The 24,378-nt window shown below is 62.2% G+C and carries 27 protein-coding genes; 11 read left to right on the forward strand and 16 right to left on the reverse strand.

From position 1 onward, the window contains the following. Positions 1-80 precede the first annotated feature (80 nt). From CJ178_RS02685 to CJ178_RS02730, 10 genes are all read right to left on the reverse strand, one after another. On the reverse strand, positions 81-2,495 hold the full coding sequence (locus CJ178_RS02685; RefSeq protein ID WP_095886055.1) for an NADH-quinone oxidoreductase subunit G: 2,415 nt from the start codon (positions 2,493-2,495) through the stop codon (positions 81-83). Beyond that, positions 2,492-3,793, reverse strand: a complete 1,302-nt coding sequence (gene nuoF / locus CJ178_RS02690) for an NADH-quinone oxidoreductase subunit NuoF (protein ID WP_095886056.1) — start codon at positions 3,791-3,793, stop codon at positions 2,492-2,494. The genes CJ178_RS02685 and nuoF overlap by 4 nt, the downstream gene beginning before the upstream one ends. Before the next feature lies 1 nt (position 3,794). Further along, positions 3,795-4,610, reverse strand: coding sequence for an NADH-quinone oxidoreductase subunit NuoE (gene nuoE, locus CJ178_RS02695; protein WP_095886057.1), 816 nt, complete (start codon positions 4,608-4,610; stop codon positions 3,795-3,797). Next, the gene (gene nuoD / locus CJ178_RS02700) at positions 4,607-5,923 is read right to left on the reverse strand and encodes an NADH dehydrogenase (quinone) subunit D (RefSeq protein WP_072782567.1); all 1,317 of its coding nucleotides are present in this window, start codon (positions 5,921-5,923) and stop codon (positions 4,607-4,609) included. The genes nuoE and nuoD overlap by 4 nt, the downstream gene beginning before the upstream one ends. Before the next feature lie 8 nt (positions 5,924-5,931). Beyond that, the gene (locus CJ178_RS02705) at positions 5,932-6,594 is read right to left on the reverse strand and encodes an NADH-quinone oxidoreductase subunit C (protein WP_095886058.1); all 663 of its coding nucleotides are present in this window, start codon (positions 6,592-6,594) and stop codon (positions 5,932-5,934) included. Further along, positions 6,591-7,145, reverse strand: a complete 555-nt coding sequence (locus tag CJ178_RS02710; RefSeq protein WP_033234854.1) for a NuoB/complex I 20 kDa subunit family protein — start codon at positions 7,143-7,145, stop codon at positions 6,591-6,593. Before CJ178_RS02710 ends, CJ178_RS02705 begins: the two co-directional genes overlap by 4 nt. A gap of 108 nt (positions 7,146-7,253) precedes the next feature. Further along, a complete protein-coding gene (locus CJ178_RS02715; RefSeq protein WP_095886059.1) occupies positions 7,254-7,613 on the reverse strand; it encodes an NADH-quinone oxidoreductase subunit A in 360 nt (119 codons plus the stop codon). A gap of 232 nt (positions 7,614-7,845) precedes the next feature. Then, complete coding sequence (locus CJ178_RS02720) at positions 7,846-8,268, reverse strand: Rv3143 family two-component system response regulator (RefSeq protein ID WP_033234852.1); 423 nt, start codon at positions 8,266-8,268, stop codon at positions 7,846-7,848. 160 nt (positions 8,269-8,428) lie between these two features. After that, complete coding sequence (locus CJ178_RS02725) at positions 8,429-8,863, reverse strand: SRPBCC family protein (RefSeq protein ID WP_033234851.1); 435 nt, start codon at positions 8,861-8,863, stop codon at positions 8,429-8,431. 62 nt (positions 8,864-8,925) lie between these two features. After that, the gene (locus CJ178_RS02730) at positions 8,926-9,384 is read right to left on the reverse strand and encodes a toxin-antitoxin system HicB family antitoxin (protein ID WP_033234850.1); all 459 of its coding nucleotides are present in this window, start codon (positions 9,382-9,384) and stop codon (positions 8,926-8,928) included. A gap of 157 nt (positions 9,385-9,541) precedes the next feature. Between CJ178_RS02730 and thyX the strand changes: the two genes are divergently transcribed. The 4 genes from thyX (at position 9,542) to CJ178_RS02750 (ending at position 13,931) form a co-directional block, all read left to right on the forward strand. Continuing rightward, positions 9,542-10,291, forward strand: coding sequence for an FAD-dependent thymidylate synthase (gene thyX, locus CJ178_RS02735; RefSeq protein ID WP_033235005.1), 750 nt, complete (start codon positions 9,542-9,544; stop codon positions 10,289-10,291). Positions 10,292-10,360: 69 nt separating this feature from the next. Continuing rightward, on the forward strand, positions 10,361-11,266 hold the full coding sequence (gene dapA, locus CJ178_RS02740) for a 4-hydroxy-tetrahydrodipicolinate synthase (protein WP_095886060.1): 906 nt from the start codon (positions 10,361-10,363) through the stop codon (positions 11,264-11,266). Further along, positions 11,267-13,261, forward strand: coding sequence for a ribonuclease J (locus CJ178_RS02745; protein ID WP_095886061.1), 1,995 nt, complete (start codon positions 11,267-11,269; stop codon positions 13,259-13,261). It begins immediately after the preceding gene. A 46-nt stretch (positions 13,262-13,307) separates the two neighbouring features. Continuing rightward, complete coding sequence (locus CJ178_RS02750; RefSeq protein ID WP_095887802.1) at positions 13,308-13,931, forward strand: TIGR03085 family metal-binding protein; 624 nt, start codon at positions 13,308-13,310, stop codon at positions 13,929-13,931. 20 nt (positions 13,932-13,951) lie between these two features. On the opposite strand, the gene CJ178_RS33155 is transcribed toward CJ178_RS02750, so the two are convergent. Next, a complete protein-coding gene (locus tag CJ178_RS33155) occupies positions 13,952-14,419 on the reverse strand; it encodes a hypothetical protein (RefSeq protein ID WP_095887804.1) in 468 nt (155 codons plus the stop codon). Position 14,420: 1 nt separating this feature from the next. Here CJ178_RS33155 and CJ178_RS02760 point away from each other — a divergent pair, with 1 nt between their 5' ends. Continuing rightward, entirely contained in the window at positions 14,421-16,850 is a 2,430-nt protein-coding gene (locus CJ178_RS02760) for a DNA translocase FtsK (protein WP_257012985.1), read from the forward strand. A 47-nt stretch (positions 16,851-16,897) separates the two neighbouring features. Beyond that, on the forward strand, positions 16,898-17,872 hold the full coding sequence (locus tag CJ178_RS02765; RefSeq protein WP_045067374.1) for a TerC family protein: 975 nt from the start codon (positions 16,898-16,900) through the stop codon (positions 17,870-17,872). 6 nt (positions 17,873-17,878) lie between these two features. On the opposite strand, the gene CJ178_RS02770 is transcribed toward CJ178_RS02765, so the two are convergent. Beyond that, entirely contained in the window at positions 17,879-18,160 is a 282-nt protein-coding gene (locus tag CJ178_RS02770) for a YciI family protein (RefSeq protein ID WP_033234846.1), read from the reverse strand. 31 nt (positions 18,161-18,191) lie between these two features. Continuing rightward, the gene (locus tag CJ178_RS02775) at positions 18,192-18,716 is read right to left on the reverse strand and encodes an amino-acid N-acetyltransferase (RefSeq protein WP_033234845.1); all 525 of its coding nucleotides are present in this window, start codon (positions 18,714-18,716) and stop codon (positions 18,192-18,194) included. 120 nt (positions 18,717-18,836) lie between these two features. Between CJ178_RS02775 and pgsA the strand changes: the two genes are divergently transcribed. The 5 genes from pgsA to pspM all read left to right on the forward strand — a co-directional run bounded on the left by pgsA (position 18,837) and on the right by pspM (position 22,388). After that, entirely contained in the window at positions 18,837-19,484 is a 648-nt protein-coding gene (pgsA, locus tag CJ178_RS02780; RefSeq protein WP_095886062.1) for a CDP-diacylglycerol--glycerol-3-phosphate 3-phosphatidyltransferase, read from the forward strand. 3 nt (positions 19,485-19,487) lie between these two features. Next, a complete protein-coding gene (locus CJ178_RS02785) occupies positions 19,488-19,985 on the forward strand; it encodes a CinA family protein (protein WP_095886063.1) in 498 nt (165 codons plus the stop codon). 146 nt (positions 19,986-20,131) lie between these two features. Then, positions 20,132-20,521, forward strand: a complete 390-nt coding sequence (locus CJ178_RS02790; RefSeq protein WP_033234842.1) for a helix-turn-helix domain-containing protein — start codon at positions 20,132-20,134, stop codon at positions 20,519-20,521. A 166-nt stretch (positions 20,522-20,687) separates the two neighbouring features. Continuing rightward, positions 20,688-21,500, forward strand: coding sequence for a PspA/IM30 family protein (locus CJ178_RS02795; RefSeq protein WP_033234841.1), 813 nt, complete (start codon positions 20,688-20,690; stop codon positions 21,498-21,500). 105 nt (positions 21,501-21,605) lie between these two features. Further along, a complete protein-coding gene (pspM, locus tag CJ178_RS02800) occupies positions 21,606-22,388 on the forward strand; it encodes a phage shock envelope stress response protein PspM (RefSeq protein WP_045067380.1) in 783 nt (260 codons plus the stop codon). Between the two features lie 12 nt (positions 22,389-22,400). On the opposite strand, the gene CJ178_RS02805 is transcribed toward pspM, so the two are convergent. Genes CJ178_RS02805 through CJ178_RS02815 form a run of 3 tightly spaced genes read right to left on the reverse strand, consistent with a single transcriptional unit; the run spans position 22,401 to position 24,287 of the window. After that, the gene (locus tag CJ178_RS02805) at positions 22,401-23,006 is read right to left on the reverse strand and encodes an energy-coupling factor transporter transmembrane component T family protein (protein WP_033234840.1); all 606 of its coding nucleotides are present in this window, start codon (positions 23,004-23,006) and stop codon (positions 22,401-22,403) included. Beyond that, entirely contained in the window at positions 23,003-23,683 is a 681-nt protein-coding gene (locus CJ178_RS02810) for an energy-coupling factor ABC transporter ATP-binding protein (protein ID WP_033234839.1), read from the reverse strand. The genes CJ178_RS02805 and CJ178_RS02810 overlap by 4 nt, the downstream gene beginning before the upstream one ends. Before the next feature lie 7 nt (positions 23,684-23,690). Next, complete coding sequence (locus CJ178_RS02815) at positions 23,691-24,287, reverse strand: biotin transporter BioY (RefSeq protein ID WP_033234838.1); 597 nt, start codon at positions 24,285-24,287, stop codon at positions 23,691-23,693. Between the last annotated feature and the right edge of the window lie 91 nt (positions 24,288-24,378).

A 24,378-nucleotide genomic window follows, 5' to 3' on the forward strand; every position in this document is an offset into this window, starting at 1 on the left:
CGCCTTGGCGATCACCAGCCACAGTGGATCGTGCCCGAACGCCGAAAGATCCACGGGTTCAGCGATAAACGTGACAGTGCTCATTGCGGCACCTGATTGGAGATCGTGACTATGTCGCCTGGGGATACTCCCAGCGTTCGATTGACTTCGCTGCCGGTCGAATTGAGGGGGAGCCAGACGACTCGCGTCGGCAGATCCGTGATGGCCAGTGGCAGCGTGATAGTTCCACGGTCCGAGCTGACCGACACAGGCTGACCTTCGATTGCTCCGATCTCCGTGGCAGTGCTCGCGCACAGCCGCACAACCGGTTCGTGGGCTGTTCCGGCCAGGTTGGGATCACCGTCCTGTAGTCGTCCTCGGTCGAGAAGTAGGTGCCAACTCGACAGGACGGCTTCGCCGGGTTGAGGTTCGGGACGCACCGACGCGGGGGAGCGGGGAGTGGGTACCCGCTTGCCCGACCACGTTCCGAGCGCGAGGATCTCGGCGTGCGCGGTGGCAGCGTCGGGAAGTCCAAGGCTGATGCCCATCTCGGTCGCAATCGCCTGGAGGACTCGTTGATCAGGCATCACACCCGTGGTCCGCAGGGCAGTCTCGAAGGGACGCTCGCGGCCCTCCCAGTCGATGAATGTGCCAGGTTTCTCGGCGACGGCCGCCACCGGGAACACAACATCGGCCAGTTCGGTGACGCTGCTATGTCGAATCTCGAGGCTGACGACAAAGCCGGCGGATTGAACGGCGGCGCGGGCAGCGTCGGGATCCGGCATGTCGGCAAGATCGACCCCGCCGATCAGCAGAGCGCCCAGCGCTGAGTCCGATCCCAACATCTGTGTTGCACTCAGTCCATGCTCGGTGGGTAGTTCCGCCGACCAGGTCGAGGAAATATCTTCGCGAGCAGCAGGATCGGATACCGGTCTGCCACCGGGGAGCAGTCCCGGCACAGCGCCGACTTCGACGGCGGCCCTATCTCCGGCGCGACGCGGAATCCACGCGAGCCGTGCACCGGTGGTTTCGGCCAATCGCTGTGCCGCCGAGAGTCCGCCGTCGATGGCGCCAAGTCTTTCGCCGACCAGAATGACTGCACCAGGCTGACGCAGCAGCCGGCCGACTTCGCCGTCGGGATCACTCAGTGAATCCAGAAGGGTAGGTTCGTCCCCTGGTGACGCCTGTAGAAGTGTCCCGGCCATTTTCTGTAGACTTCGGGTTGCAAAAGGAGCGAGAGACAGAACCCGAGTCTGCTGCGTCCGCGAAGCCTTGCGGAGGCGAAGGAAGACGATGGGCGATTCCTCTTCCGGTTCGAGTGCTACCAGAAGTGCGACCGGGGCGGCCTCGAGGTCTGCGTAGGTGACAGATTCATCGAGCGATCGGCCGGCGATGTGAGCGCCGAGAAATTCGGATTCCTCCTGGGACTGGGCGCGAATCCTGAAGTCGATATTATTGGTGCCCAATGCGATACGTGCAAACTTGCTGTATGCGTACGCGTCTTCCATGGTGGACCGTCCACCCACCAGTACGCCCGCATTGCCCCGTGATTCGGCAAACTTCCGGGCCACCAAATCAAGGGCGAATGGCCACGACGCGGGAACCAGCGCGCCCTCGCGGTCGCGGATCAATGGAGTGGTGATCCGGTCGCGTTGTGTTGCATACGAGAAGGCGAATCGCCCCTTGTCGCAGTTCCACTCCTCGTTGACGTCCGGGTCGTCGCCGGCGAGGCGCCGCAGTACCTTCCCGCGGCGATGATCGGTCCGTTGGGCGCACCCGTCAGCGCAGTGTTCGCAGACGCTGGGACTGGACACCAGATCGAAGGGACGAGCGCGAAAGCGGTACGACGTATTGGTGAGAGCGCCGACGGGGCACACCTGAATGGTGTTTCCGGAGAAGTACGACTCGAAGGGTTCGTTGGCGTAAATCCCGACCTGCTGCAACGCTCCGCGCTCGAGGAGATCGATGAACGGGTCACCCGCAATCTGCTGCGAGAACCGGGTACACCGCGCGCACAGAACACACCGCTCCCGATCGAGCAGAACCTCGGAAGAGAGTGGAATCGGCTTGGGATACGTCCGCTTCTCCTCGCCGAACCGGGATTCGGTCCGGCCCGCCGACATCGCTTGATTCTGCAGTGGGCACTCGCCGCCCTTGTCGCACACCGGGCAGTCGAGAGGGTGATTGATGAGGAGCAGCTCCATCACTCCGCGCTGCGCCTTCTCGGCGACGGGCGAGGTGACCTGGGTGTTGACAACCATTCCGTCCGCGACCGTCGTGGTGCAGGAGGCAAGCGGCTTGCGTTGGCCCTCGACCTCGACGATGCATTGTCGGCACGCGCCCACGGGATCGAGAAGGGGGTGATCGCAGAATCGGGGAATGACAGTACCGATCATCTCTGCGGCGCGAATGATCAACGTGCCCTTGGGAACCTGGACCGTGGTGCCGTCGATGGTGAGGGTGACGAGGTCCGACGGGATTACGTCACCGGTTTCGACATCAGCCGCTGCAGTCATGAGGTGTACGCTCCTGTCGCCAGAACGGACCGCGCGGGATCGAACGGGCAGCCGTCTTGATCGAAATGCATCAGGTACTCGTCGCGGAAGTACTTCAGCGACGACATGATCGGGCTGGTCGCCCCGTCGCCCAAGGCACAGAAGGACTTTCCGAGAATGGTGTCGGAGATGTCGAGCAGTTTTGTCAGGTCGGACTCGGTTCCGCCTCCACTTTCGAGGCGACGCAGAATCTGCACGAGCCAGTACGTGCCTTCGCGACAGGGGGTGCATTTGCCGCACGATTCATGGGCATAGAACTCCGTCCACCGCAGCACCGCCCGCACGATGCACGTCGTGTCGTCGAAGATCTGCAGAGCCTTGGTGCCCAGCATGGATCCGGCGGCGCCGACACCCTCGTAATCGAGTGGAACGTCCAGGTGTTCGTCGGTGAAGATCGGTGTCGACGATCCGCCGGGTGTCCAGAACTTGAGAGTGTGGCCGGCCCGGACGCCGCCGGCGTAACCAAGCAGTTCGCGCAACGTTATGCCGAGAGGCGCCTCGTACTGCCCGGGAGTCGTGACATGACCGGACAACGAGTACAGCGTGAATCCGGGCGATTTTTCCGTACCCATCGACTTGAACCATTCGGGGCCGTTCTGGATGATGGCCGGCACGCTCGCAATCGATTCGACGTTGTTGACCACTGTCGGGCACGCATACAAGCCCGCCACTGCCGGAAACGGCGGCCGCAATCGCGGTTGCCCGCGGCGCCCTTCCAATGAATCGAGCAGCGCGGTCTCCTCGCCGCAGATGTACGCGCCCGCGCCGGCGTGCACCACCAGATCGAGATCGAAGCCGGAACCCTGGATATCGCGTCCCAGGTAACCGGCCGCGTAGGCCTCCGAAACCGCAGTCTGTAGGCGTCGTAGCACCGGGACAACCTCGCCGCGCACGTAGATGAACGCCTTGGCCGCGCGAATTGCATAGGCCGCGATGATGACTCCCTCGACCAACGTGTGAGGGGTTGCCATCATCAACGGCATGTCCTTGCATGTTCCGGGTTCCGACTCGTCGGCATTGACCACGAGGTAATGCGGCTTGTTGTCGCCCTGCGGGATGAAACTCCACTTCAAACCGGTAGGGAATCCGGCGCCACCACGGCCACGCAGACCCGCGTCCTTGATGGTGGCAATCACGTCGTCGGCGGTGCCCGCGAGTGCCTTGCGCAACCCTTGATAACCGTCGTGCCGAAGATAGGCGTCGAGAGTCCACGAATGGGGTTCGTCCCAGTACCGGCTCAGTACAGGCGCAAGTGCCATGTCATTTCCCTTCGCCGGAGCTGGGATTGTCGGTGGAGTGCGCCGCGACCACTCTCAGTCCCGCGAGACTTGCGGCGCCGCTGGTCTGAGCCTCGGCAGCTTCGGCGCGGGAATCCGCGAATCCGGCCAGGGTGCGGGCGGTTTCGCGGAAAGAACACAGCGTGGCACCGCGACTGGGGGTGACACGGTCGCCGCTACGGAGCGCGTCGACCAACGTGCGTGCAGACTCGGGCGTCTGGTTGTCGAAGAACTCCCAATTCACCATCACGACCGGTGCGTAGTCGCAGGCGGCATTGCACTCGATGTGTTCGAGAGTGATCTTGCCGTCCGACGTGGAAATCGAATGTGACGCCTCGTCACGCGAGCCCGCCGATTCGAGGTGCTCCTCGAGCGCCTCGAAGATGGCATCGCCGCCCATGATCGCGCACAGAGTGTTGGTGCAGACGCCTACCAGGTACTCGCCCGTCGGTCCGCGCCGATACATGGAGTAGAAGGTGGACACTGCCGCGACTTCGGCACCGGTCAAGCCGAGTTTGCCTGAGCAGAAGTCGATTCCGGCCGGCGTGATGTAGCCGTCCTCGGATTGGACAAGATGCAGTAGTGGCAGCAGTGCGGATCTGCTGGTAGTCGCGCCTTCGCCTGCCGAATCGTCACGGTATCGCGCAATGACGGCCTCGGCATCGGCGTCGAGTCGTGCCAGGACATCGGCAGGGTAGCTGCTTCGAGCCCCTGGTCGCACCAACTGGGTGGGCTCTTCGGGCCGTGGACCGAGTTCGAGGAAGACGCGGGTGCCACCGTTTTTCGTGGAGTCTGTCATCGGTCCACTCCGCCCATGACTGGATCGATGCTGGCCACCGATGCGATCACATCGGACACCATGCCTCCTTCACACATCGCAGCTACCGCTTGGAGATTCGTGAACGACGGATCCCGGAAATGCACTCGGTATGGACGGGTGCCGCCGTCGGACACCATGTGAACGCCGAGTTCTCCGCGTGGCGATTCCACGGCCACGTACACCTGACCGGCCGGAACGCGGATACCCTCGGTCACCAATTTGAAGTGGTGGATGAGGCCTTCCATCGACGACTCCATGATCTTGCCGACGTGCTTCTGCGAATTGCCGAGTCCGTCATCACCTACCTGGAGATCTGCCGGCCACGCAATTTTCCGATCGTCGACCATGATCGGTCCCGGGGCCAGCTTGTCGAGGCATTGTTCGACGATCTTCAAGGACTCCTTCATCTCCTCCACCCGAATGAAGTACCTTCCGTAACAATCGGACCCGGTGTGTGTGATGACGTCGAACTCGTAGTTTTCGTAACCGCAGTAGGGCTGCGCTCGACGCTGATCGTGGGGGAGGCCGGTGGCCCGAAGTACCGGACCGGTGATGCCGAGCGCCATGCATCCGGTGAGGTCCAGGTATCCGATGCCGCTGGTTCGCGCCTTCCAGATCGTGTTGTCGGTGAGCATCAACTCCATGTCGCGCAGGCGATTCGGCAGAACCTTCAACAGTTCGCGGATCTTCGGAATCGAACCTGCGGGTAGATCCTGAGCCAGTCCACCTGGACGGATGAACGCATGATTCATTCGAAGGCCGGTGATGGTCTCGAAGACGTCGAGTATCAGTTCGCGCTCGCGGAACCCGAACAGCATGGCAGTGACAGCGCCCAACTCCATACCGCCAGTAGCCAGCGCAACAAGGTGCGAGGAGATCCGGTTGAGTTCCATCAACATCACGCGCACAACGGTGGCGCGTTCCGGGACGTCATCGGTGATACCGAGTAGCTTCTCGACGCCCAGGCAGTACGCGGTTTCGTTGAAGAACGGAGACAGATAATCCATACGGGTGACAAAAGTGACGCCCTGAGTCCAGTTCCGGTATTCGAGGTTCTTCTCGATTCCGGTGTGCAGGTAGCCGATTCCGCATCGCGCCTCGATTACCGTCTCGCCCTCGATCTCGAGAATGAGACGGAGCACGCCGTGCGTCGACGGGTGCTGTGGACCCATGTTGACGACGATGCGTTCGGCACCGGCATCGGATCGGCCCGCTGCCGCCGCGGCGACTATCTGGTCCCAGTCCTGACCCGAGGCGGTGTAGACCGTCTCTTGCGATGGTGTGTCAGCCATGTTGTTCATCAGATGTACGACCTGCGCTCGTCGGGTGGCGGGATGTGTGCTCCCTTGTATTCGACGGGGATTCCGCCCAGCGGGTAGTCCTTGCGCTGGGGGTGGCCCTGCCAGTCGTCCGGCATCTCGATGCGAGTGAGCGACGGATGGCCGTCGAAGATGATGCCGAAGAAGTCGTAGGTTTCGCGTTCGTGCCAGTCGTTGGCCGGGTAGGTGCCCACCAGCGAGGGAATGTGCGGATCGGAATCCGATACCGACACCTCCAACCGGATACGACGATTGTGGGTGATCGACGAGAAGGGGTACACCGCATGCAGCTCGCGTCCGGTGTCCTGTGGGTAGTGAACGCCGTTGACTCCGAGGCACAATTCGAACCGCAAGTCCGGTTCGTCTCGCAGACGGCGGGCCACCTGGGGTAGGTACGAACGTTCGATGTGCAACGTCAACTCGTCGCGGAAGATCACCACCTTCTCGACCGCGTCGTCGAAGGCAGTTCCGTTGTCCGACAATGCAGCCGACAATCCGTCAGCGATCTCGTCGAAGTATCCGCTGTAAGGCCGCGTCGCAGCATCCGGTGCGGCGGCAGGGCGGGCCAACCGGTTGTACCCGGATGTGTCGCCACTGCCGCGTGCGCCGAACATTCCGCGGCGGTCGGAGGATTCATCGGTCATCGCAGCAGTCCCTTGATGTCGATCAGAGGAGTGGACGCCAGTGCGGCGCGCTCGGCAGCGGCGCGTGCTTCTTCGCGGTTGACACCGAGTGGCATGTCCTGAATCTTTTTGTGCAGTTCGATAATTGCGTTGAGCAGCATCTCCGGACGTGGCGGGCATCCAGGCAGGTAGATGTCGACCGGCACGATGTGATCGACACCCTGGACTATCGCGTAGTTGTTGAACATTCCGCCCGACGACGCGCAGACACCCATGGAGAGCACCCATTTGGGTTCGGCCATCTGGTCGTAGACCTGCCGCAGGACCGGCGCCATCTTCTGACTGACCCGTCCGGCGACGATCATCAGGTCTGCCTGCCGGGGTGACGCGCGGAAGGCTTCCATGCCGAAGCGCGCCAAGTCGAATCGGCCGGACGTAGTCGACATCATCTCGATGGCGCAGCACGCAAGTCCGAAGGTTGCCGGCCACAGCGATCCCTTGCGGAAGTAGCCGGCCAGGCCCTCGACAGTTGTCAGGAGAAAACCGCTCGGAAGCTTTTCTTCAAGACCCATATTCGACTCGTTTCCGTCGTGAGAGTTGCCGTCGGATGCGTGTGCACTTGCTGTGTTTGCAACTGCTGTGTGCGCAGCTGCTGTGTTTGCAACTGCGGGGAAATCAGGTCAGTCCCAACTCAGACCGCCTCGTCTCCACTCGTAGGCATACGCAACCGAGACGTTGACGACGAACAGGCCCATGGCCGCGAGTCCGAACAAACCGAGCGAATCGAAATGAACTGCCCAGGGATAGAGGAAGACGATTTCGATGTCGAAGATGATGAACAGCATGGCCGTCAGATAGAACTTGACGGGAAACCGTCCGCCACCGACGGCGCGGGGCGTCGGTTCGATGCCACATTCGTAGGCTTCGAGTTTCGCGCGGTTGTACCGGCGAGGCCCGACGACGGAGGCAAGAACGACTGACACCACGGCAAAGGCCATCGCAATGGCACCCAGAACGAGAATTGGCACATACGCGTTCATGTCGCACCGAACCTCTCTCCGTTTAGCGTGACGCCCCGTGAATGACGCTGCCCCAGAAGGCCCTGCTGTCCCTGCCAGATCGATACTGCCAGCATCTCGCCGATCGTGTGACCTGTGACACTTACCCTAGGTGGTGCCTCCGATATTGGGGCTGATTTTCGAACTGTGGAGTTTTGCTCCCGAGATGCCGAAGTGCTCGCCGCCGCAAGGGAACTGTGTAGGCACCGGCCGATCAGAGGTTCAGGCGAACGCGGAGCAAACGAATGACGGCCGACGCCAGTTCGATCGGGTCGAGTGGTTGGGAAACGGCAGCTTCCGCGCGTGACCACGACGCGAGCCAGGCGTCGTCGGGTCGACCGGTCAGAATCACGATCGGCGGGCAGTTCGCGATCTCGTCTTTGAGCTGCTTCGCGACGCCCATGCCCCCGGCCGGGCTTGCCTCGCCGTCGAGAATGGCGAGGTCGATGCCGCCGCGGTCGAGTCGATCGATCACCACGGGTGCTGTGGCCACCTCGACGTATTCGATCGGTGGGAGATCAGGATGGGGGCGCTCGCCGAGGGCGAGGCGGACCTGTTCGCGCGTATGGGCGTCGTCGCTGAAGACGAGCACACGCACGGTGGCGGGGGTGCGAGGAGGTGCTGCCGCGTCGGACACGAGGCCGACGTTACCCCGCGACTATCCGTCGCGGCAGTGAATCATGAACTTCACCAAGGACTTTCCGTCGAGTGCGGAGGTCCGGGGCGATCGTGAAATGCGGCAACCCTCGCGTCCGAGCTTGCCGGAGGCGAGGGTTGCGCGCGAATAGTGCTGACTGTCAGAAGTTTTCGACGAACTTCGTCAGTCCCTTGCTGGCGGTCTCCAGCGCCGTCTTCTGGGCCTTCTTCACCAGGAATCCCGGCAGCGGAATCTTGGGGTCGATGGTCAGTTCGAAACTGATCTTCGTTCCGCCATCGGTGGGGGTCAGAGTGTACGAGCCGTCCTGCTGGTTCTGCTGTCCACTCTCGACGAGGGTCCAGCTCACCTTCTCGTCACCGTCGAAGGTGTAGTCCACAACTTGCTCGTCGTTGATGCCGAGAATCGACACGGCCATCCGGACGCGATGCGGCCGACCGTCGTCATGTGTGGTCTCGATCGTGATCTTCTTGTGCGCAGACGACCATTCGGGCAACCGGTCCACCGCCGCAACCGCTGCCATGACCGTGGCCGGATCGGCCTTGATCTCGAATTCCTTGACGCCCGAAACGGCCATACGTCTTACTCCTTACATGCCTGACGGCAACAACTTCGTGGACTTGCTCGGACGCAATTAGATCAGTCCATGCCGTTCTTACGCATCTGATCCCGCAAAGCGCCTTGCACGGCTTGCGACACCCACGAATTCAAGGAGACGCCGTTCTGATTTGCGGCTTCTTCGGCGCGGGCCTTGATCTGCTCCATCATGCGCAGGGTGACCCGGCTGATGTCGCCGCTGACGTCGTCGAACGAGTAGACGTTTTCCTTGGCGGGCTCCTCGGCCCCGGAATCCTTCGATGCTTTCTGGACGTCGACCAGAATGTTGTTGCCGTCGAGATGGACCTTGACGTCGCGGTCCTCGATCTCGGCTCCGATTTCCTTGGCGAGCTCGGTTGCCGCGGCCAGCAGAACGAGGCGTATCGACGGTTCCATGGCGGCCGCGAGTGACGCCGCGATGCGACGGGTGTGGTCGTCGCCGAGTTCGGCCGCCGTGACGAGGTCATCGTGCAGCTTTGCGGTGTACTCCGAAATATCCATGACACCACAGTGACGTCAAAAGTGACGTCAGTCAAGGTGCCGTCTGGCGTCAGGGCTTCCCAGGTGGTTTCTGCCTATAGAGTTGCCGCGCAGCAAGGCCGGAAGCGTCCGGTTGGCCTGACAGCCGGAAGTGTCCGGCGGACTCGAGGAGTATGTAGTGCCGCACACGGTGTCACTGAAAGTGCAGATGGTGGCAAAGTCCGAGTTCTTCCCGCCGGACGACATCGACTGGGAAACCGATGCCGACGGCGGTGAGGCACTTGCGGAATTCGCCGGCCGCGCCTGCTATCAGAGTTGGTCCAAGCCCAACCCGCGCACAGCCACGAACGCCGGATACATTCGACATCTCCTAGAAGTCGGGCATTCGTCTGTCCTCGAACATGCGACGGTCAGTTTCTACATCACCGGAATCTCGCGCTCCTGTACCCACGAACTGATCCGTCACCGCCACTTCTCGTACTCGCAACTCTCCCAGCGGTTCGTTAGGGAGAACGATGCAAGCGTCGTGGTCCCGCCGGCTGTCGAAGGTGACCCGGAACTCGAAGCGCTGTTCCTGGCCGCCACCGAGGAAAGTCGACGGGCCTACGGCGAACTGCTCGCTGCGTTGGAAGGCAAATTGCAGTCCGTCCCCGGCGCACCCGTGCGCGGCAAGCAAGCGCGTCAAGCCGCTCGCTCGGTGCTGCCCAATGCCACGGAAACCCGTCTCGTAGTCAGCGGAAACTACCGTGCTTGGCGACACTTCGTGGATATGCGCGCCACCGAGCACGCGGACGTCGAGATCAGGCGCGTCGCGATCGAGTGCTTGCGGCAACTTCAAACCGCTGCGCCAAATGTGTTCGGAGACTACGAGATTCTGCGCAGAAGTGACGGATCGGAAATTGCCGTCAGCTCGTTCGCTGCCGAGTGAAGTTACGTTCGCGACTCGACTGAAGACTCGTGTGCAGAAGTAAGCGACTGACCGGGTAACCTTCTGACCATGACCTACGGTGATTCCGCTTCTCTCGTCGAGCGTCCGTTCGGCACCATTTCCGTTGCGATGGTGACCCCGTTCACTGCCGACGGGAAGCTGGACGTCGACACGGGCGTGCGCCTCGCAGCCCATCTCGTCGACAACGGCTGCGACGGCCTTGTCCTTGCCGGCACAACGGGTGAGTCTCCGACCACCACCGAATCGGAGAAGCTCGACCTGCTCCGCGCGGTAATCGACGCCGTTGGCGACCGCGCCAAGATCGTTGCCGGAGCCGGCAGCAACGACACTGCACACAGTGTCGAACTCGCCCGCGACGCGGCCCGCGTCGGCGCTCACGGCCTTCTTGTTGTCACGCCGTACTACTCACGTCCCCCGCAGGCCGGGCTCTACGCGCACTTCACCGCAGTTGCCGACGCCACCGACCTGCCCGTCATGCTCTACGACATTCCGCCCCGCTCCGTTGTCCCCATCGAGACGGAGACAATCCGTCGTCTTGCCGAGCATCCCCGCATCAAGGCCGTCAAAGACGCCAAGGGTGATCTCAACGCGGGTGCAGAATTGATCGGCACCACCGAACTTCAGTTCTTCTCCGGCGACGACCCGTTGAACCTCCCGTGGCTCGCAGTCGGAGCCACCGGCTTCGTCAGCGTCATCGGACACCTGGTTCCTGGTCGACTGCGTGAGCTTCACACCGCATTTGTCACCGGCGACATCGCCCGTGCACGCGAAATAAACCTCAGTTTGATCCCTGTGATCCGTTCCGTCGCCCGTTTGGGTGGCGTCAGCGCGTCGAAGGCGGGTCTGCGACTCATCGGTATCGATGTCGGAGGACCGCGCCTTCCGCAGGTTGCACCCACTAAAGAGCAGATCGACGGTTTGGCCGCCGATCTGCATGCGGCAGGAGTTTTGTAAATGACCCGTCCCCCCCGACGTCGTAGTGCCAGTCGCCAAGCCGGACCGCCTTCGATCCCGGCACCCGAATCAGCTACGCCGGCAGCTCCGGCTCCGGTAGCAGCTGAGCCTGCTGCCGTGGCGTCGGCCCCGAAAAAGGCTGCACCGCAAAAGGCTGCACCGCAAAAGGCTGCAGCCCAGAAATCGGCGCCGCAAAACGCAGCACCGCAAAAACAAGCCCGGAAGAGCGCTGCAGGCAACCGCCCGTCAGCCGGCAAGTCCGGTAACTCGCGTTCCGGGAACAAGCGTCCCGACAACCGTCCGCAGGTGGACCCGACCGCGCGTCTGGGCATGCCGCCCAAGGCCCCGGCCAGTGGACTTCGTGTTGTTGCGCTCGGCGGTATCGGCGAAATCGGTCGAAACATGACCGTGTTCGAACACAAGGGCAAGTTGCTGATCGTCGACTGTGGCGTTCTGTTCCCCGAGGACCAGCAGCCCGGCGTCGACCTCATCCTCCCGGACTTCCGTTACATCGAAGACCGCATGGACGACGTCGAAGCCGTCATCCTCACGCACGGCCACGAAGACCACATCGGCGCGTTGCCGTTCTTGTTGCGCCTGCGCGCGGACATTCCCGTCATCGGTGCCAAGTTCACACTCGCGCTCGTGGCGGCGAAGTGCCGTGAACATCGCCTGCGCCCCAACCTCGTCGAGGTCGTGGAAGGTGACTCCACCACACACGGTCCGTTCGACTGCGAGTACTTCGCAGTCAACCACTCCATCCCGGACGCGCTCGCCATTGCGATCCGCACCGACGCCGGAGTTGTACTGCACACCGGTGACATCAAGCTCGATCAGCTTCCGCTCGACGGGCGCCTGACCGACCTCGCCGGATTCTCCCGCCTTGGTGACGAGGGTGTCGACCTTTTCCTCGTCGACTCCACCAATGCGGAAGTGCCGGGATTCGTCACGCCCGAACGCGAAATCGGCGGCGTGCTCGACAACGTCATCGGCAAGGCCAAGCAACGCGTCATCGTGGCGTCGTTCGCCAGCCACGTGCACCGTATCCAGCAGGTTGTCGACGTCGCGGCGCGGTACAACCGTCGCATCGTGTTCGTCGGCCGGTCGATGGTCCGGAACATGCAGATCGCACAGGATCTCGGCTACCTGCGGGTGCCAGACGGTCTGGTCGTCGACATCGATACCGCAGCCACACTTCCCGATGATCGACTGGTTCTCATCTCCACGGGTTCGCAGGGCGAGCCTCTCGCAGCGCTCTCGCGGATGGCTCGCGGTGAGCATCGCCAGATCAACATCCGTGCCAACGACCTCGTCGTTCTTGCGTCCTCGCTGATCCCTGGCAACGAGAACTCCGTCTTTGCCGTGGTCAACGGCTTGGCCAAGCGTGGCGCCACTGTCGTCACTCAGCAAAGCGCCAAGGTCCACGTATCGGGTCACGCCTCCGCCGGTGAGTTGCTGTATCTGTACAACGCGGTTCGCCCCACCAACGCGATGCCGGTGCACGGTGAATGGCGCCACCTGCGCGCCAATGCTGCTCTGGCCAAGGCGACAGGTGTTCCGGAAGAGCGCATCGTGCTGGCCGAGGACGGCGTTGTCGTCGACATGGTCGACGGTCTTGCCGAGATCGTCGGACGAGTTCCGGTCGGACACGTGTACGTCGATGGACTCTCCGTGGGCGATGTCGGCGAGCCGACGCTCTCGGACCGTCTGGTGCTCGGTGAGGGTGGCTTCATCGCCATCACCATCGTCATCAACGAGTCGACGGGACGCGCGGTCAGTACCCCCGAGGTGTCCGGACGTGGATTCTCCGACGACCCGACCGCTCTCAAGGACGCTGCACAACTCGTGGAAGCAGATCTTCTGCGCCTCGCGGGCGAAGGAATCACCGACGCACATCGCATCGCACAGTCGGTGCGTCGCGTGGTCGGCCGTTGGGTTGCGGACAAGTACCGTCGTCGCCCGATGATCATTCCGACGGTTATCGCGGTTTCCTGAGCGACTTCTCCCGGTAGTGGGAGAAGTTTCGCGTACGTTGGCGAAGGTGACCTTCGCACATGACGAACGACTCGCCCTGGTGGACAGCATGGTCGAATTCGGCCCCGATGCACCCACTCTGTGCGGGGAGTGGACAAATCGTGACCTGGCAGCACATTTGATCGTCCGGGAGCGGCGTCTCGACGCCGCTCCCGGAATCATGATCAGTGCCTTGGCCGGACATACCGAGAGCGTCAGAAAAGCGGCCGCATCGCGCCCGTGGGAAGAACTACTCCGTGACGTTCGCAGCGGACCGCCGCGCTGGTCGCCGATGTACTGGCTCGATTCTCAGGTCAATACCACCGAGATGTTCGTCCATCACGAGGATGTGCGCCGAGCGCATCAGCATTGGGTGGCCAGGGCGCTGCCACAAGATCGTCAGGCGGATTTGTGGAAGTACGCACGCCAGGTAGCCAAGCTGGGGTACCGGAAGTCTGACGTCGAAGTAATCTTCGAATTGCCGTCGGGTGAAAGTGCCGTTGTGCACAAAGCAGATACCCGGACGGTGGTTCTGCAGGGGGAGCCGGCCGAGCTCTTGTTACACGCTTTCGGACGCAACGAAGTGGTGATCGAAGCCAAAGGAGAACTGGCCGACGTCCAGTCCGTCATGGGCTTGGATCGCGGTTTCTGATTCGGCGCTCGATCCATTCGCTAGGCGTAGCGAACATCACGATTCGCACGTATGAACGGTGTTGCTGGTGTTGCGGATGGTCCGGATGGGGTTGCACCGACTAGCCTGAACGTCATGGCAGGTAAGTCGAGCGCCCGAGGATCCGGTACAGGTTCGAGTACAAGCACGTCCGCGTCCAGGGCATCGACCAGGTCGTCAGCGTCAACTCCCGCGGCAAAGTCGCGAACACGAACAGTCTCCACCCCCCGCAACGTCACGACAGCGTCGCACGCCGGTGGCCGCGCGGGAGCGGGTAAGGGAGCCAAATCGACCCCGAGGAAAGCGCCGGCGAAGAAGGCAGCCCCCAGGAAGGCGTCCGGTGCGTCTTCGGCGGCTCGTCGGCCGGTCGCAAAATCGAAGCAGAGTGCCAGCCCGCTCGATGTTGTCGGCAAAGGCATCGCAGCCGGGTGGTCGCTGGCCGCTCGTGGCGTCGGCGCAACCACTCGCACGGTGAGCAAAGTCGGCGATATCGAGGCAGGCCACCGACGCGACGGAATTGCCCTCGGGCTCATTGCTTTCAGTGTTGTCGTCGCGGGCAGTGTGTGGTTCGCGGCGGGTGGACCGATCGGCGGCGGAATCGAAACGGCCGTTCGCGCGGTGTTCGGTGCTGTGTCGGCCGTTCTGCCGATCTTGTGTGTCGGAATCGCAATCCTGCTGATGCGCACGGAGCCGCGCCCCGAGATCCGGACCCGTCTCATCATGGGTTCGTTGCTGGTGGGGCTACCCGCACTGGGCTTGTGGCACATCGGTTCCGGTGCGGAGACAACTGCGGACACACATGAAATCGGAGCCGGATTTGTCGGCTCTGTTGTCGGCGGACCATTGACCAATGGTCTGACGGCCTGGCTCTCGGTGCCGTTGCTGGTGATCGCTGTCGGCTTCGGAATCCTGTTGTTGACCGGAACCACCCTGCGACAGGTCCCCGGTAAGTTTCAGTCCTTCTTCGGATCTCCGTCCGGCGACGACGACGAATTCGAGGACTACGGCAGCGAATTCGACGACGACAGCTACGGTCGCGACTACGGGGGAGGCTCGTACGAGTCATCGGAGTTCGACGCCGACGGTTATCCGGTGGACACGTATGCGGAGCCTCCGCTGCGGCCGTCCAAACGGTCGAGCCGCCGGGCGCCGATCGACAACTACCCGACGGACGAATTCGAATCCGGCGACAAGAAGACCGAAATCCTCGACCTGTGGTCAGCGGACCCGGACGAAGTTGCCCCGGCAGCGGACGAGACCGCCTCCGCTGCGGAAGCGCCGGTCGCCGAAAAGCCGGTGACCCGGACCAGACCTCCCGCGCGATCGGTTCCGGTGGCGAAGCCGGCACCCAAGCCCGAGCCGGAACCCGAAGAGGCCGAAAGCTTTGTCACCGATCGTGTGACGGACGGCGACTACAACCTTCCGCCCACATCGCTGCTGATCGACGGCGACCCGCCGAAGCTGCGCAGTTCGGCGAACGACGCGATGATCGAGGCGATCAGCGAGGTACTCGAACAGTTCAAGATCGATGCTGCCGTCACCGGATTCACGCGCGGACCGACAGTAACGCGGTACGAAGTGGAACTCGGTCCTGGCGTCAAGGTCGAGAAGATCACCGCGCTCGCTCGAAACATCGCGTACGCGGTAGCCACCGACAACGTGCGTCTTCTCGCTCCGATTCCGGGCAAGTCGGCCGTGGGCATCGAGGTGCCCAACTCGGACCGCGAACTGGTCCGCTTGGCCGACGTGCTGACGGCGCCGAGCATGCGACGCGAACACCACCCGCTCGTGATCGGACTGGGTAAGGACATCGAGGGCGACTTCGTCCATGCGAACCTCGCGAAGATGCCCCACTTGCTGGTTGCCGGTTCCACCGGTTCGGGTAAGTCGAGCTTCGTGAACTCGATGCTCGTGTCGCTGCTGACCCGCGCGACTCCCGACGAAGTTCGGATGATCCTGATCGACCCCAAGATGGTCGAACTGACGCCGTACGAGGGTATTCCGCACTTGATCACTCCCATCATCACCCAGCCGAAGAAGGCGGCGGCCGCGCTTGCGTGGCTGGTCGAGGAGATGGAGCAGCGCTACCAGGACATGCAGGTCAACCGGGTACGCCACATCGACGATTTCAATGCGAAGGTGAAATCCGGCGAGATCACCGCACCGCTGGGTAGCGAACGCGTCTACCGGCCGTACCCCTACATCCTGGCGATCGTCGACGAGTTGGCAGACCTCATGATGACCGCGCCGCGTGACGTCGAAGAGGCCATCGTGCGAATCACGCAGAAGGCACGTGCCGCGGGTATCCACTTGGTGCTCGCGACACAGCGCCCGTCCGTCGACGTCGTCACCGGTCTGATCAAGACGAACGTGCCGTCCCGATTGGCGTTTGCGACGTCGTCCCTGACGGACTCGCGAGTCATCCTCGATCAGCCGGGAGCCGAGAAGCTCATCGGTATGGGTGACGGACTGTTCCTCCCCATGGGTGCCGGTAAGCCGACCCGTATGCAGGGCGCATTCATCACGGACGAAGAAATTACCGCGGTCGTGGATTTTGCGAAGAACCAAGCAGAACCCGAGTACACCGAAGGCGTCACCGCTGCGAAGGCCGGCGAGAAGAAGGACGTCGATCCCGATATCGGGGACGACATGGACGTGCTGCTGCAAGCTGTCGAACTTGTCGTGACCAGCCAGTTCGGTTCCACGTCGATGCTGCAACGCAAACTGCGCGTCGGGTTCGCGAAGGCCGGACGACTCATCGACCTCATGGAGAATCGTGGAATCGTGGGACCGAGTGAAGGGTCCAAGGCTCGCGAGGTGCTGGTGAAGCCCGACGAGTTGGACGGATTGTTGTGGTCCATTCGGGGCGGCGATCCGGAGGATAGTTCATCCGACGACTAGTGACGTGGGTCGGCGGGTAACCGTCGGCAGACGATCGGAGGCTGCTCGTGCATGTGACACCGTTGACGTGGGTTATCACGATAGTGGTGATACTCGGCCTGTTTGTCTTCGATTTCTTCGCGCATGTCCGGACGCCTCATGCACCGACCTTTCGTGAGTCGGCCTTCTGGTCGACGGTCTACATCTCGATCGCGATAATTTTCGGTCTGATCGTGATGTGGATCTGGGGAACGACGTACGGCGGCGAGTACTTTGCCGGCTACGTCACGGAGAAGGCGCTGTCCGTAGACAACCTTTTTGTGTTTGTCATCATCATGTCGACGTTTGCGGTCCCGCCCCAGTACCAGCAGAAGGTCCTGCTGATCGGAATCGTGCTCGCATTGGTGATGCGAGGGATTTTCATTGCGGTGGGCGCTGCGGCAATCAATGCCTACAGTTGGGTGTTCTACCTCTTCGGAGCCTTCCTGATCTACACCGCGTACACGTTGGTCCGCGACCACGGGCACGAGAAGGAAGCCGAAGAGAAACGTGACAGCCGCATCATCAGCATTGTGAAGCGAGTACTGCCCACCACCGAGGAGTACGACGGCGACAAATTGATCACCAGGATCGACGGCAAGCGTGTCATTACGCCGTTGATGTTGGCGCTCATTGCCATCGGATTTGCGGACGTGTTGTTCGCGCTGGATTCCATCCCGGCGATCTACGGACTGACCCAGGAGCCGTACATCGTGTTCACCGCCAACGCCTTTGCGTTGATGGGCCTACGCCAACTGTATTTCCTCATCGGCGGACTGCTCGAGCGGTTGGTCTACCTCTCGTACGGGCTGTCGATCATCCTCGCGTTCATCGGCGTCAAGCTTGTCCTGCACGCATTGCACGAGAACACGCTGCCGTTTGTCAACGGCGGCGAACACGTCAGCGTGCCGGAGATTTCGACGGCATTGTCCCTGTCCGTCATCATCGGTGTGTTGGCCGTGACCACGGTCGCGAGCCTGATGAAGACCCGCGACCGCGCCTGAGTCGGTTCAGGCCAACTGACCCAGTACCGGCACCCACTCGGTGATCCGGATATTCGCGACTAGATCGGCTTTGGCAAACGGATCGTGCGTGAAGAGAAGTGCCACGGTGTCGGCGTCTGCCGTGTCGACGATGATGAGTGCTCCGAGGCCGTCGGCGAACGGGCCGGACGTCACGACGATGTCACGCTCGAGAAGATCACCGAGCCATGCCCGGTGATCGGGGCGGAGGGCGTCACGCTCGGCGTTTTTTGCGGGGTCATAGGTGTATTCGACGAGGAACAACGACATCGGGACCGCTTTCGGGATGTGAGTGAACCGATCAGAGCGTCAGAAGCATACGGGTATTTCCGAGGGTGTTGGGTTTGACGTAACTGAGATCGAGGAACTCGGCGACACCGGCGTCGTATGACCGGCACATCTCGGTATAGACCTCGGCGGTGACCGGAGTTCCCTCGATTTCGACAAAGCCGTGGCGGTGGAAGAAGTCGGTCTCGAAGGTCAACACGAACAACCGCTCCAATTCCAACTCGCGTGCAACTTCGATCAGTTTGTCGACCACCTGGAAGCCTGCTCCCTGACCCTTGACGGTGGGATCGACTGCCACAGTGCGAATCTCGCCGAGGTCCGCCCACAGGACGTGCATCGCCCCGCAACCCAGAATTTGGCCGTCCTTTTCGGCGACCCAGAACTCCTGCACAGCCTCGTACAACGTCACCAGGTTCTTTTCCAGCAGAATCTTGCCGGCATAGATGTCGATGAGGCGTTTGATTTCCGGGACGTCGGATGTTCGTGCCCGCCGCACGATCAAGTGGCTCTCGGTGTCGCTGCGCGCGGTGGAAGTCATGTGGTGCACATTAGTCAATGGGTCTACCGATATTCTGAGTCGCGTGCCTGTCCGCTCCACGAAATACCCCGCCCGCCCGGTCACCGTCCGGGTTCGGCCCGCCTTCCGCGCGGTGATCCGATGAGTTCCCCGCGTGATCAAGCAGATGCCCATCGGGCTGCTGTAGGGCCCACTGGAGAAACACCGGCCGACAAACCCGTCCCACTTTTCAATATCGCGAACATCTTGACAATGATTCGGATCGTTCTTGTTCCGGTCTTTCTCGTCGTGCTTTTTGTCGACGACGGTCAGACGACGTCGTGGCGTCTGGGCGCGATGGCGATCTTCATCGTCGCCGCGGTGACCGACCGGATCGACGGCCAGTTGGCCAGGAAATACGGTCTGGTCACCGACTTCGGCAAGTTGATGGATCCCATCGCGGACAAGGCACTGATCGGCGCTGCGCTTATCGGGTTGTCGGTACTCGGTGACCTGTCGTGGTGGGTGACCGGCGTGATCATCGCCCGCGAACTCGGAATCACGCTGCTGCGTTTTGCCGTGCTCCGCCATGCCGTGATTCCTGCCGGCAAGGGCGGCAAGCTCAAGACCCTCGTCCAGGCCGTAGCGATCGGTTTCTACCTGTGCCCATTGCCGAGCAGCTGGGACGTGGTCAGCTGGCTCCTGATGGCCGCGGCGGTTGTGCTGACAGTCGTCACCGGCCTCGAATATGTTGTTCAAGCCATCAGATTGCGCGCCGGCGTCCGGTTCGCCGAACGAGACGGACACTGACCTGTGCGCGATCCGCTGCTCGACCTCGGAGTCGGCGAACTGATCGCCGCGTTGGTGGTGGCGGGGGAGAGCGTCGCGGCTGCCGAGTCGCTGACGGCCGGACTGTTCACTGCTGCGCTGGCGTCGGTTCCCGGATCGAGCCAAGTCCTGCGCGGCGGCCTGGTGGTGTACGCCACCGATCTGAAAGCGACGCTGGCAGGCGTAGATCCAGATGCGTTGGCACTCGACGGCCCGGTGTCCGCATCCACGGCGATTGCTCTGGCCGACGGTGCCCGCACTCGGTGCGTCGCCGATTGGGGTGTCGGACTGACCGGTGTAGCGGGGCCGGCCGAACAAGACGGGAACCCTGTCGGCACGGTGTTCTTGGGGATTGCCGGGCCCGACGGAACTCTGTGTGAGCGTCTGTCGTTGACAGGAGAGCGGTGGGAGATTCGAATCGCTGCAGTCGCGGCAGCCGTGTCGCGGTTATGTGATCGTGTTGAAGAGCGCCGGGCACGATAGGCTCGGGAACCAATCGGTCGAGTTCGGACGTTGACTGTTGTGAAGGTGTGCAACAGCCACGGTGTCGAGACGGTACCGATGTGGCCAGGTGACGGTGCGGACCTGTGAAAAGACAGGTACGGCACGACGGATGAAGGAGGAGCGAGATGGCGCTGCTATTGCGTGAGGCAATCGGTGACAGTCTCCGGCGTACGCGCGTTTCGCAGAGTCGCACGCTACGTGAGGTGTCGAACAGTGCGCGTGTGAGCTTGGGCTACCTGTCCGAGGTGGAACGTGGACGCAAGGAAGCGTCGAGTGAACTGCTGGCCGCGATCTGCGATGCGCTTGCCGTACCGCTGTCCGACGTGTTGGTCGACGTCAGTGAAACTCTGGCCACCAAGAAGTCCAACTCTGCGCTCGGTCGTCCGGTTTCCGGTGCCGCGCCGACCGGTGCAGCCGCTGCTGTGTCGGCACAGGTGTCCGGTTCGCCGTCCATCGCCCGGGATACCCGAGTGGTGATTCCGGCGCCCAACGCGCGCAGTTTGGCTGCTGCGTAGCTACTGGCCGCTTGAACCCGATAGATTCGGTAGATATACCGGTATGGCAGTGCAGGGTCAGGGCAGTTGGAGCGCAGCCCTGATGTATTGGTGAGTTTCGGTGTGCGACGGTCGTTCACCGGGTCGCGTAGCGCGCGGCGCATCAGATGGAGGCAGGATCAAACCCATGGCTAATCCTTTCGTCAAGGGCTGGAAGTACCTGATGGCGCTCTTCAATTCGAAGATCGACGAGAACGCCGACCCGAAGATCCAGATCCAGCAGGCGATCGAGGACGCGCAGCGTCAGCACCAGGCGCTCTCGCAGCAGGCCGCGTCGGTGATCGGTAATCAGCGTCAGCTCGAAATGAAGCTCAGTCGTCAGCTCGACGAGGTCGAAAAGCTCAACGCCAACGCGCGTCAGGCCGTCAACCTCGCCGATCAGGCTGCCGCCGCGGGCGACAATGACAAGGCGATCCAGTACACAAATGCCGCTGAGGCTTTTGCCGCTCAGCTCGTCACCGCCGAGCAGGGTGTCGAGGATCTCAAGGCGCTGCACGATCAGTCGTTGCAGGCTGCCGCGCAGGCGAAGAAGGCCGTCGAACAGAACGCTATGACGCTTCAGGCCAAGGTTGCCGAGCGCACGAAGCTGCTCAGCCAGCTCGAGCAGGCCAAGATGCAGGAACGCGTCAGCGAGTCGCTGCGATCCATGGACAGCACGCTGTCCGCACCCGGCAACACGCCAAGCCTGGACGCCGTTCGCGACAAGATCGAGCGTCGCTACGCAAATGCCCTCGGCTCGGCCGAACTTGCCCAGAACTCGGTGCAGGGTCGGATGATGGAGGTCCAGCAGGCTTCCGTGCAGATGGCCGGGCACAGCCGACTCGAGCAGATTCGCGCATCCATGAAGGGCGAGGCACTGCCGTCCGGTGGGACTGCGGCGGCACCTGCGCCGACATCAATCGAAAAGCAGCCGCCTGCTGCCGGAACCACCGGCCAGTAGATCCACGGTCTGCAGTTTTCCAGAGATACACGATTCGACACACTGATGTTTTCTTCACGAGGTGGCCGGCCTGAGCGAGAGCCCAGGTCGGCCGTTCCTGTTTCCATGTCCGGCGCATTCGGTGCGCTGGGCCGTACTGCAGATTCGCTCCGCGAAGTGACGGCGTCCGCTGCGGAGGCAGCCCGGCGGTGGCAAGATCCGCGGGCAAAATTCGAGCGCAAACGAGCACGTGCGAGGCGACGCGCCCAGCGCTGGGGATTCATCTCCGGTGGAACCGTGATCGGCACTGCCGGGCTTGCGGTGGCGTCGGCGCCGGAATGGTCCGTTGTTGTCGCTGGTGGGGGAGCCGCACTGTTTGCGGTACCCGCTGTTGTTGCAGTCGGGCGCTACCGGTCGATGAACGCCGGGCCGCCGCCCGCTCCGATCCGGCGGCGACTGCCACCGTCGTCCTCGCGCGCGTTCATACCGATGTCACGACTGGTCGGAGCAGAAACGTCGCTGTTCGAAATTCTTGGTGTGCTGCGACGCGCAGACACCATCGATCCCGGCGAACTCGACGAGATCACCGTGACTGCAGATTCCGCATTGCGCGCGATGTTTGCGGTGTCGTCCGATATCGCGTCGATGGAACGGGCCGTGACATCGACCCCCAAGGTTGCCGAGACACTCGAACCGACTATCGCAGGTGCCGTTCGCGAACTGCAGGCGGGACTCGGTCAGTACGAGGATCTCGTCAATTCAGCCGCAACCTTGACGGCGCCGCACACCCCGTCTGCCCTGGTGGGATTCAACCGTGAACTGTCGGCTCTGCACGCGGCCGCAGAGCGTCTGTCCAGCCTGGCCGACGCGATCGGCGAGGTCGACGAGATCACCCAGAAGTATCGCTGAGCTGGTCCGCGTTCAGTCGTCAGCTCCGCGCGCAGCCAGTGCCTCACCCATCGCGTCGGCGGTCATGAGGGTTCCGATGATGACGGGAACGGCAAAGGATCGCAGTGAGAAGCCGAGACCGCGGGCCTTGCGTGCTTCGGACACCTGTGTGATGACCTCGAACATCAACGGGATGCACCGGATGGTCATCGCCAGCAAGAGCGCGATTCTTTCGGGATTGACCCCGAATCGGCGCAGCGGGGTGAGGAAAGCCGTGATGGCGTCGAGCATTTCCGAAATGCGGGTTGTCAGACCCATGAGCGCGGCCAGCGCGATCGACAGGATCAGAACGCCACAGACGACGGCCGCGCGCTCCCACCCGGCGACGAGTATCTGGAATCCGCCGATGAACAGCAGCATCCACAATGCCGGGCGCAGATGGGCGATCGCGATGCGGAACGGAATACGCGCGGCCACGTAGAGCGCAACAACAACAACGGTGGGTGGCACCAATTGCCAAGGGCTGCGCACGAATACCGATACTGCGACGATTGCGACGATCAGCGCGAGAAGTTTGTAGCCAGGCCGCGCCCGATGGAGGATGGACGTGCCGGCGCGGTAGTGGCCGAGTGTGGTCACGAGACGAGGGAACGGTAGAAGTCGACGGACTCCGCGGGCGGGCCGTCGGCCACGACAAGCCCTCGATCGATCACCAGAACTCGATCGAACGAGGAGAGCAGATCCAGTTGGTGGGTCACCACGATCAACTGCTGTGTGAGGGACGCGAAGACAGAGCTGATGAGCTGCGAGTTGCGCAGATCGAGCAGCGTTGTCGGTTCGTCCGCCACCAGTACCTTCGGCTCGGTCACCATGATGGCGGCCAGGGCAAGGAGTTGTTTCTGACCGCCGGACAGTTGGTGGGTGGGATGGTCGCTGTGTGACGCCAATCCGAAGCGCTCGAGGACGGACGAGACTTTCTGGGCCCGTTCAGCCTTGCCGAGTCCGCTTCGCCGCAGCGAAAACTCGATGTCCTCGGCGACGGTCGGCATGACAATCTGATGATTGGGATCGGTGAATACAAAGCCGACGTGCTTGCGTACGTCGCGTCCCTTCTTGGCGGTATCCAAACCGTCGATACGGACGGAACCTGTTGCCGGAATCACCAATCCGTTGATCATGCGGGCAAGTGTCGACTTGCCGCTTCCGTTTGCACCGACAATCCCGATGCGCTGCTCGGTCAGTGTCAGGTCGACACGATCGAGCACGGTGCGTTCGCCGAAACTGTGCCCGACGCCTTCGAAGATGATCTCGCTCATCGAGGAATCAGTTCGCCACTGCTGTTTTTGCGCGTGCGGCGACGCTGTCACGAAGCAGTGCCGGATACGCACGATGGACCTGAGCGGCGACCACTGCGGTGACAACGGCTTTCGCAGCATCGAGGGGGATGAAGGCGGCATTGGCGGTCCACGCGGCGAGGAAGGTCATGTGTCCACGGATCATCATCCCGGCGATTCCGAAGAGGTAGAGAACAACAACACCGCCGAGAAGGTTGATGCCGATTCCAGGAATGATTCGGTACTTCGGGAGCATCTTCGTCGTCAGCCATCCGATGACAAACGCCGCAGGTATCCAGCCGATCAAGAACCCGGCCGTGGGACTCGACAGCGCAAATAATGCAGTCCGCCCGCCGGCGAGCACCGGTAGCCCGACCAGGCCGAGCGCGATCACGGTCAGCACCGCCAGTACGGCCTTGCGAGGCCCGAGGAGCGCACCGGCCATCATCACACCGAGTGATTGAAGGGTGATCGGCACACCGGAGATTCCGATGTTGATCGCCCCCGGTAGACCCAACGCGATGATGAGGGCCGCGAACACTGCAACGTGCGCGAGGTCGCGGGCCGGAATTCGGGTGGTAGACACGGCGAACGTGCTCCTTAGGGCGTACTGGATGGAACTTCGCGAGTCTACGTCAGCGTGAATCACGGGTGTTTTGGATGCATGCCCAGTCTTG

This window comes from Rhodococcus sp. ACPA4, assembly GCF_002300185.1.
Classification (GTDB): Bacteria; Actinomycetota; Actinomycetes; order Mycobacteriales; family Mycobacteriaceae; genus Rhodococcus_F; species Rhodococcus_F globerula.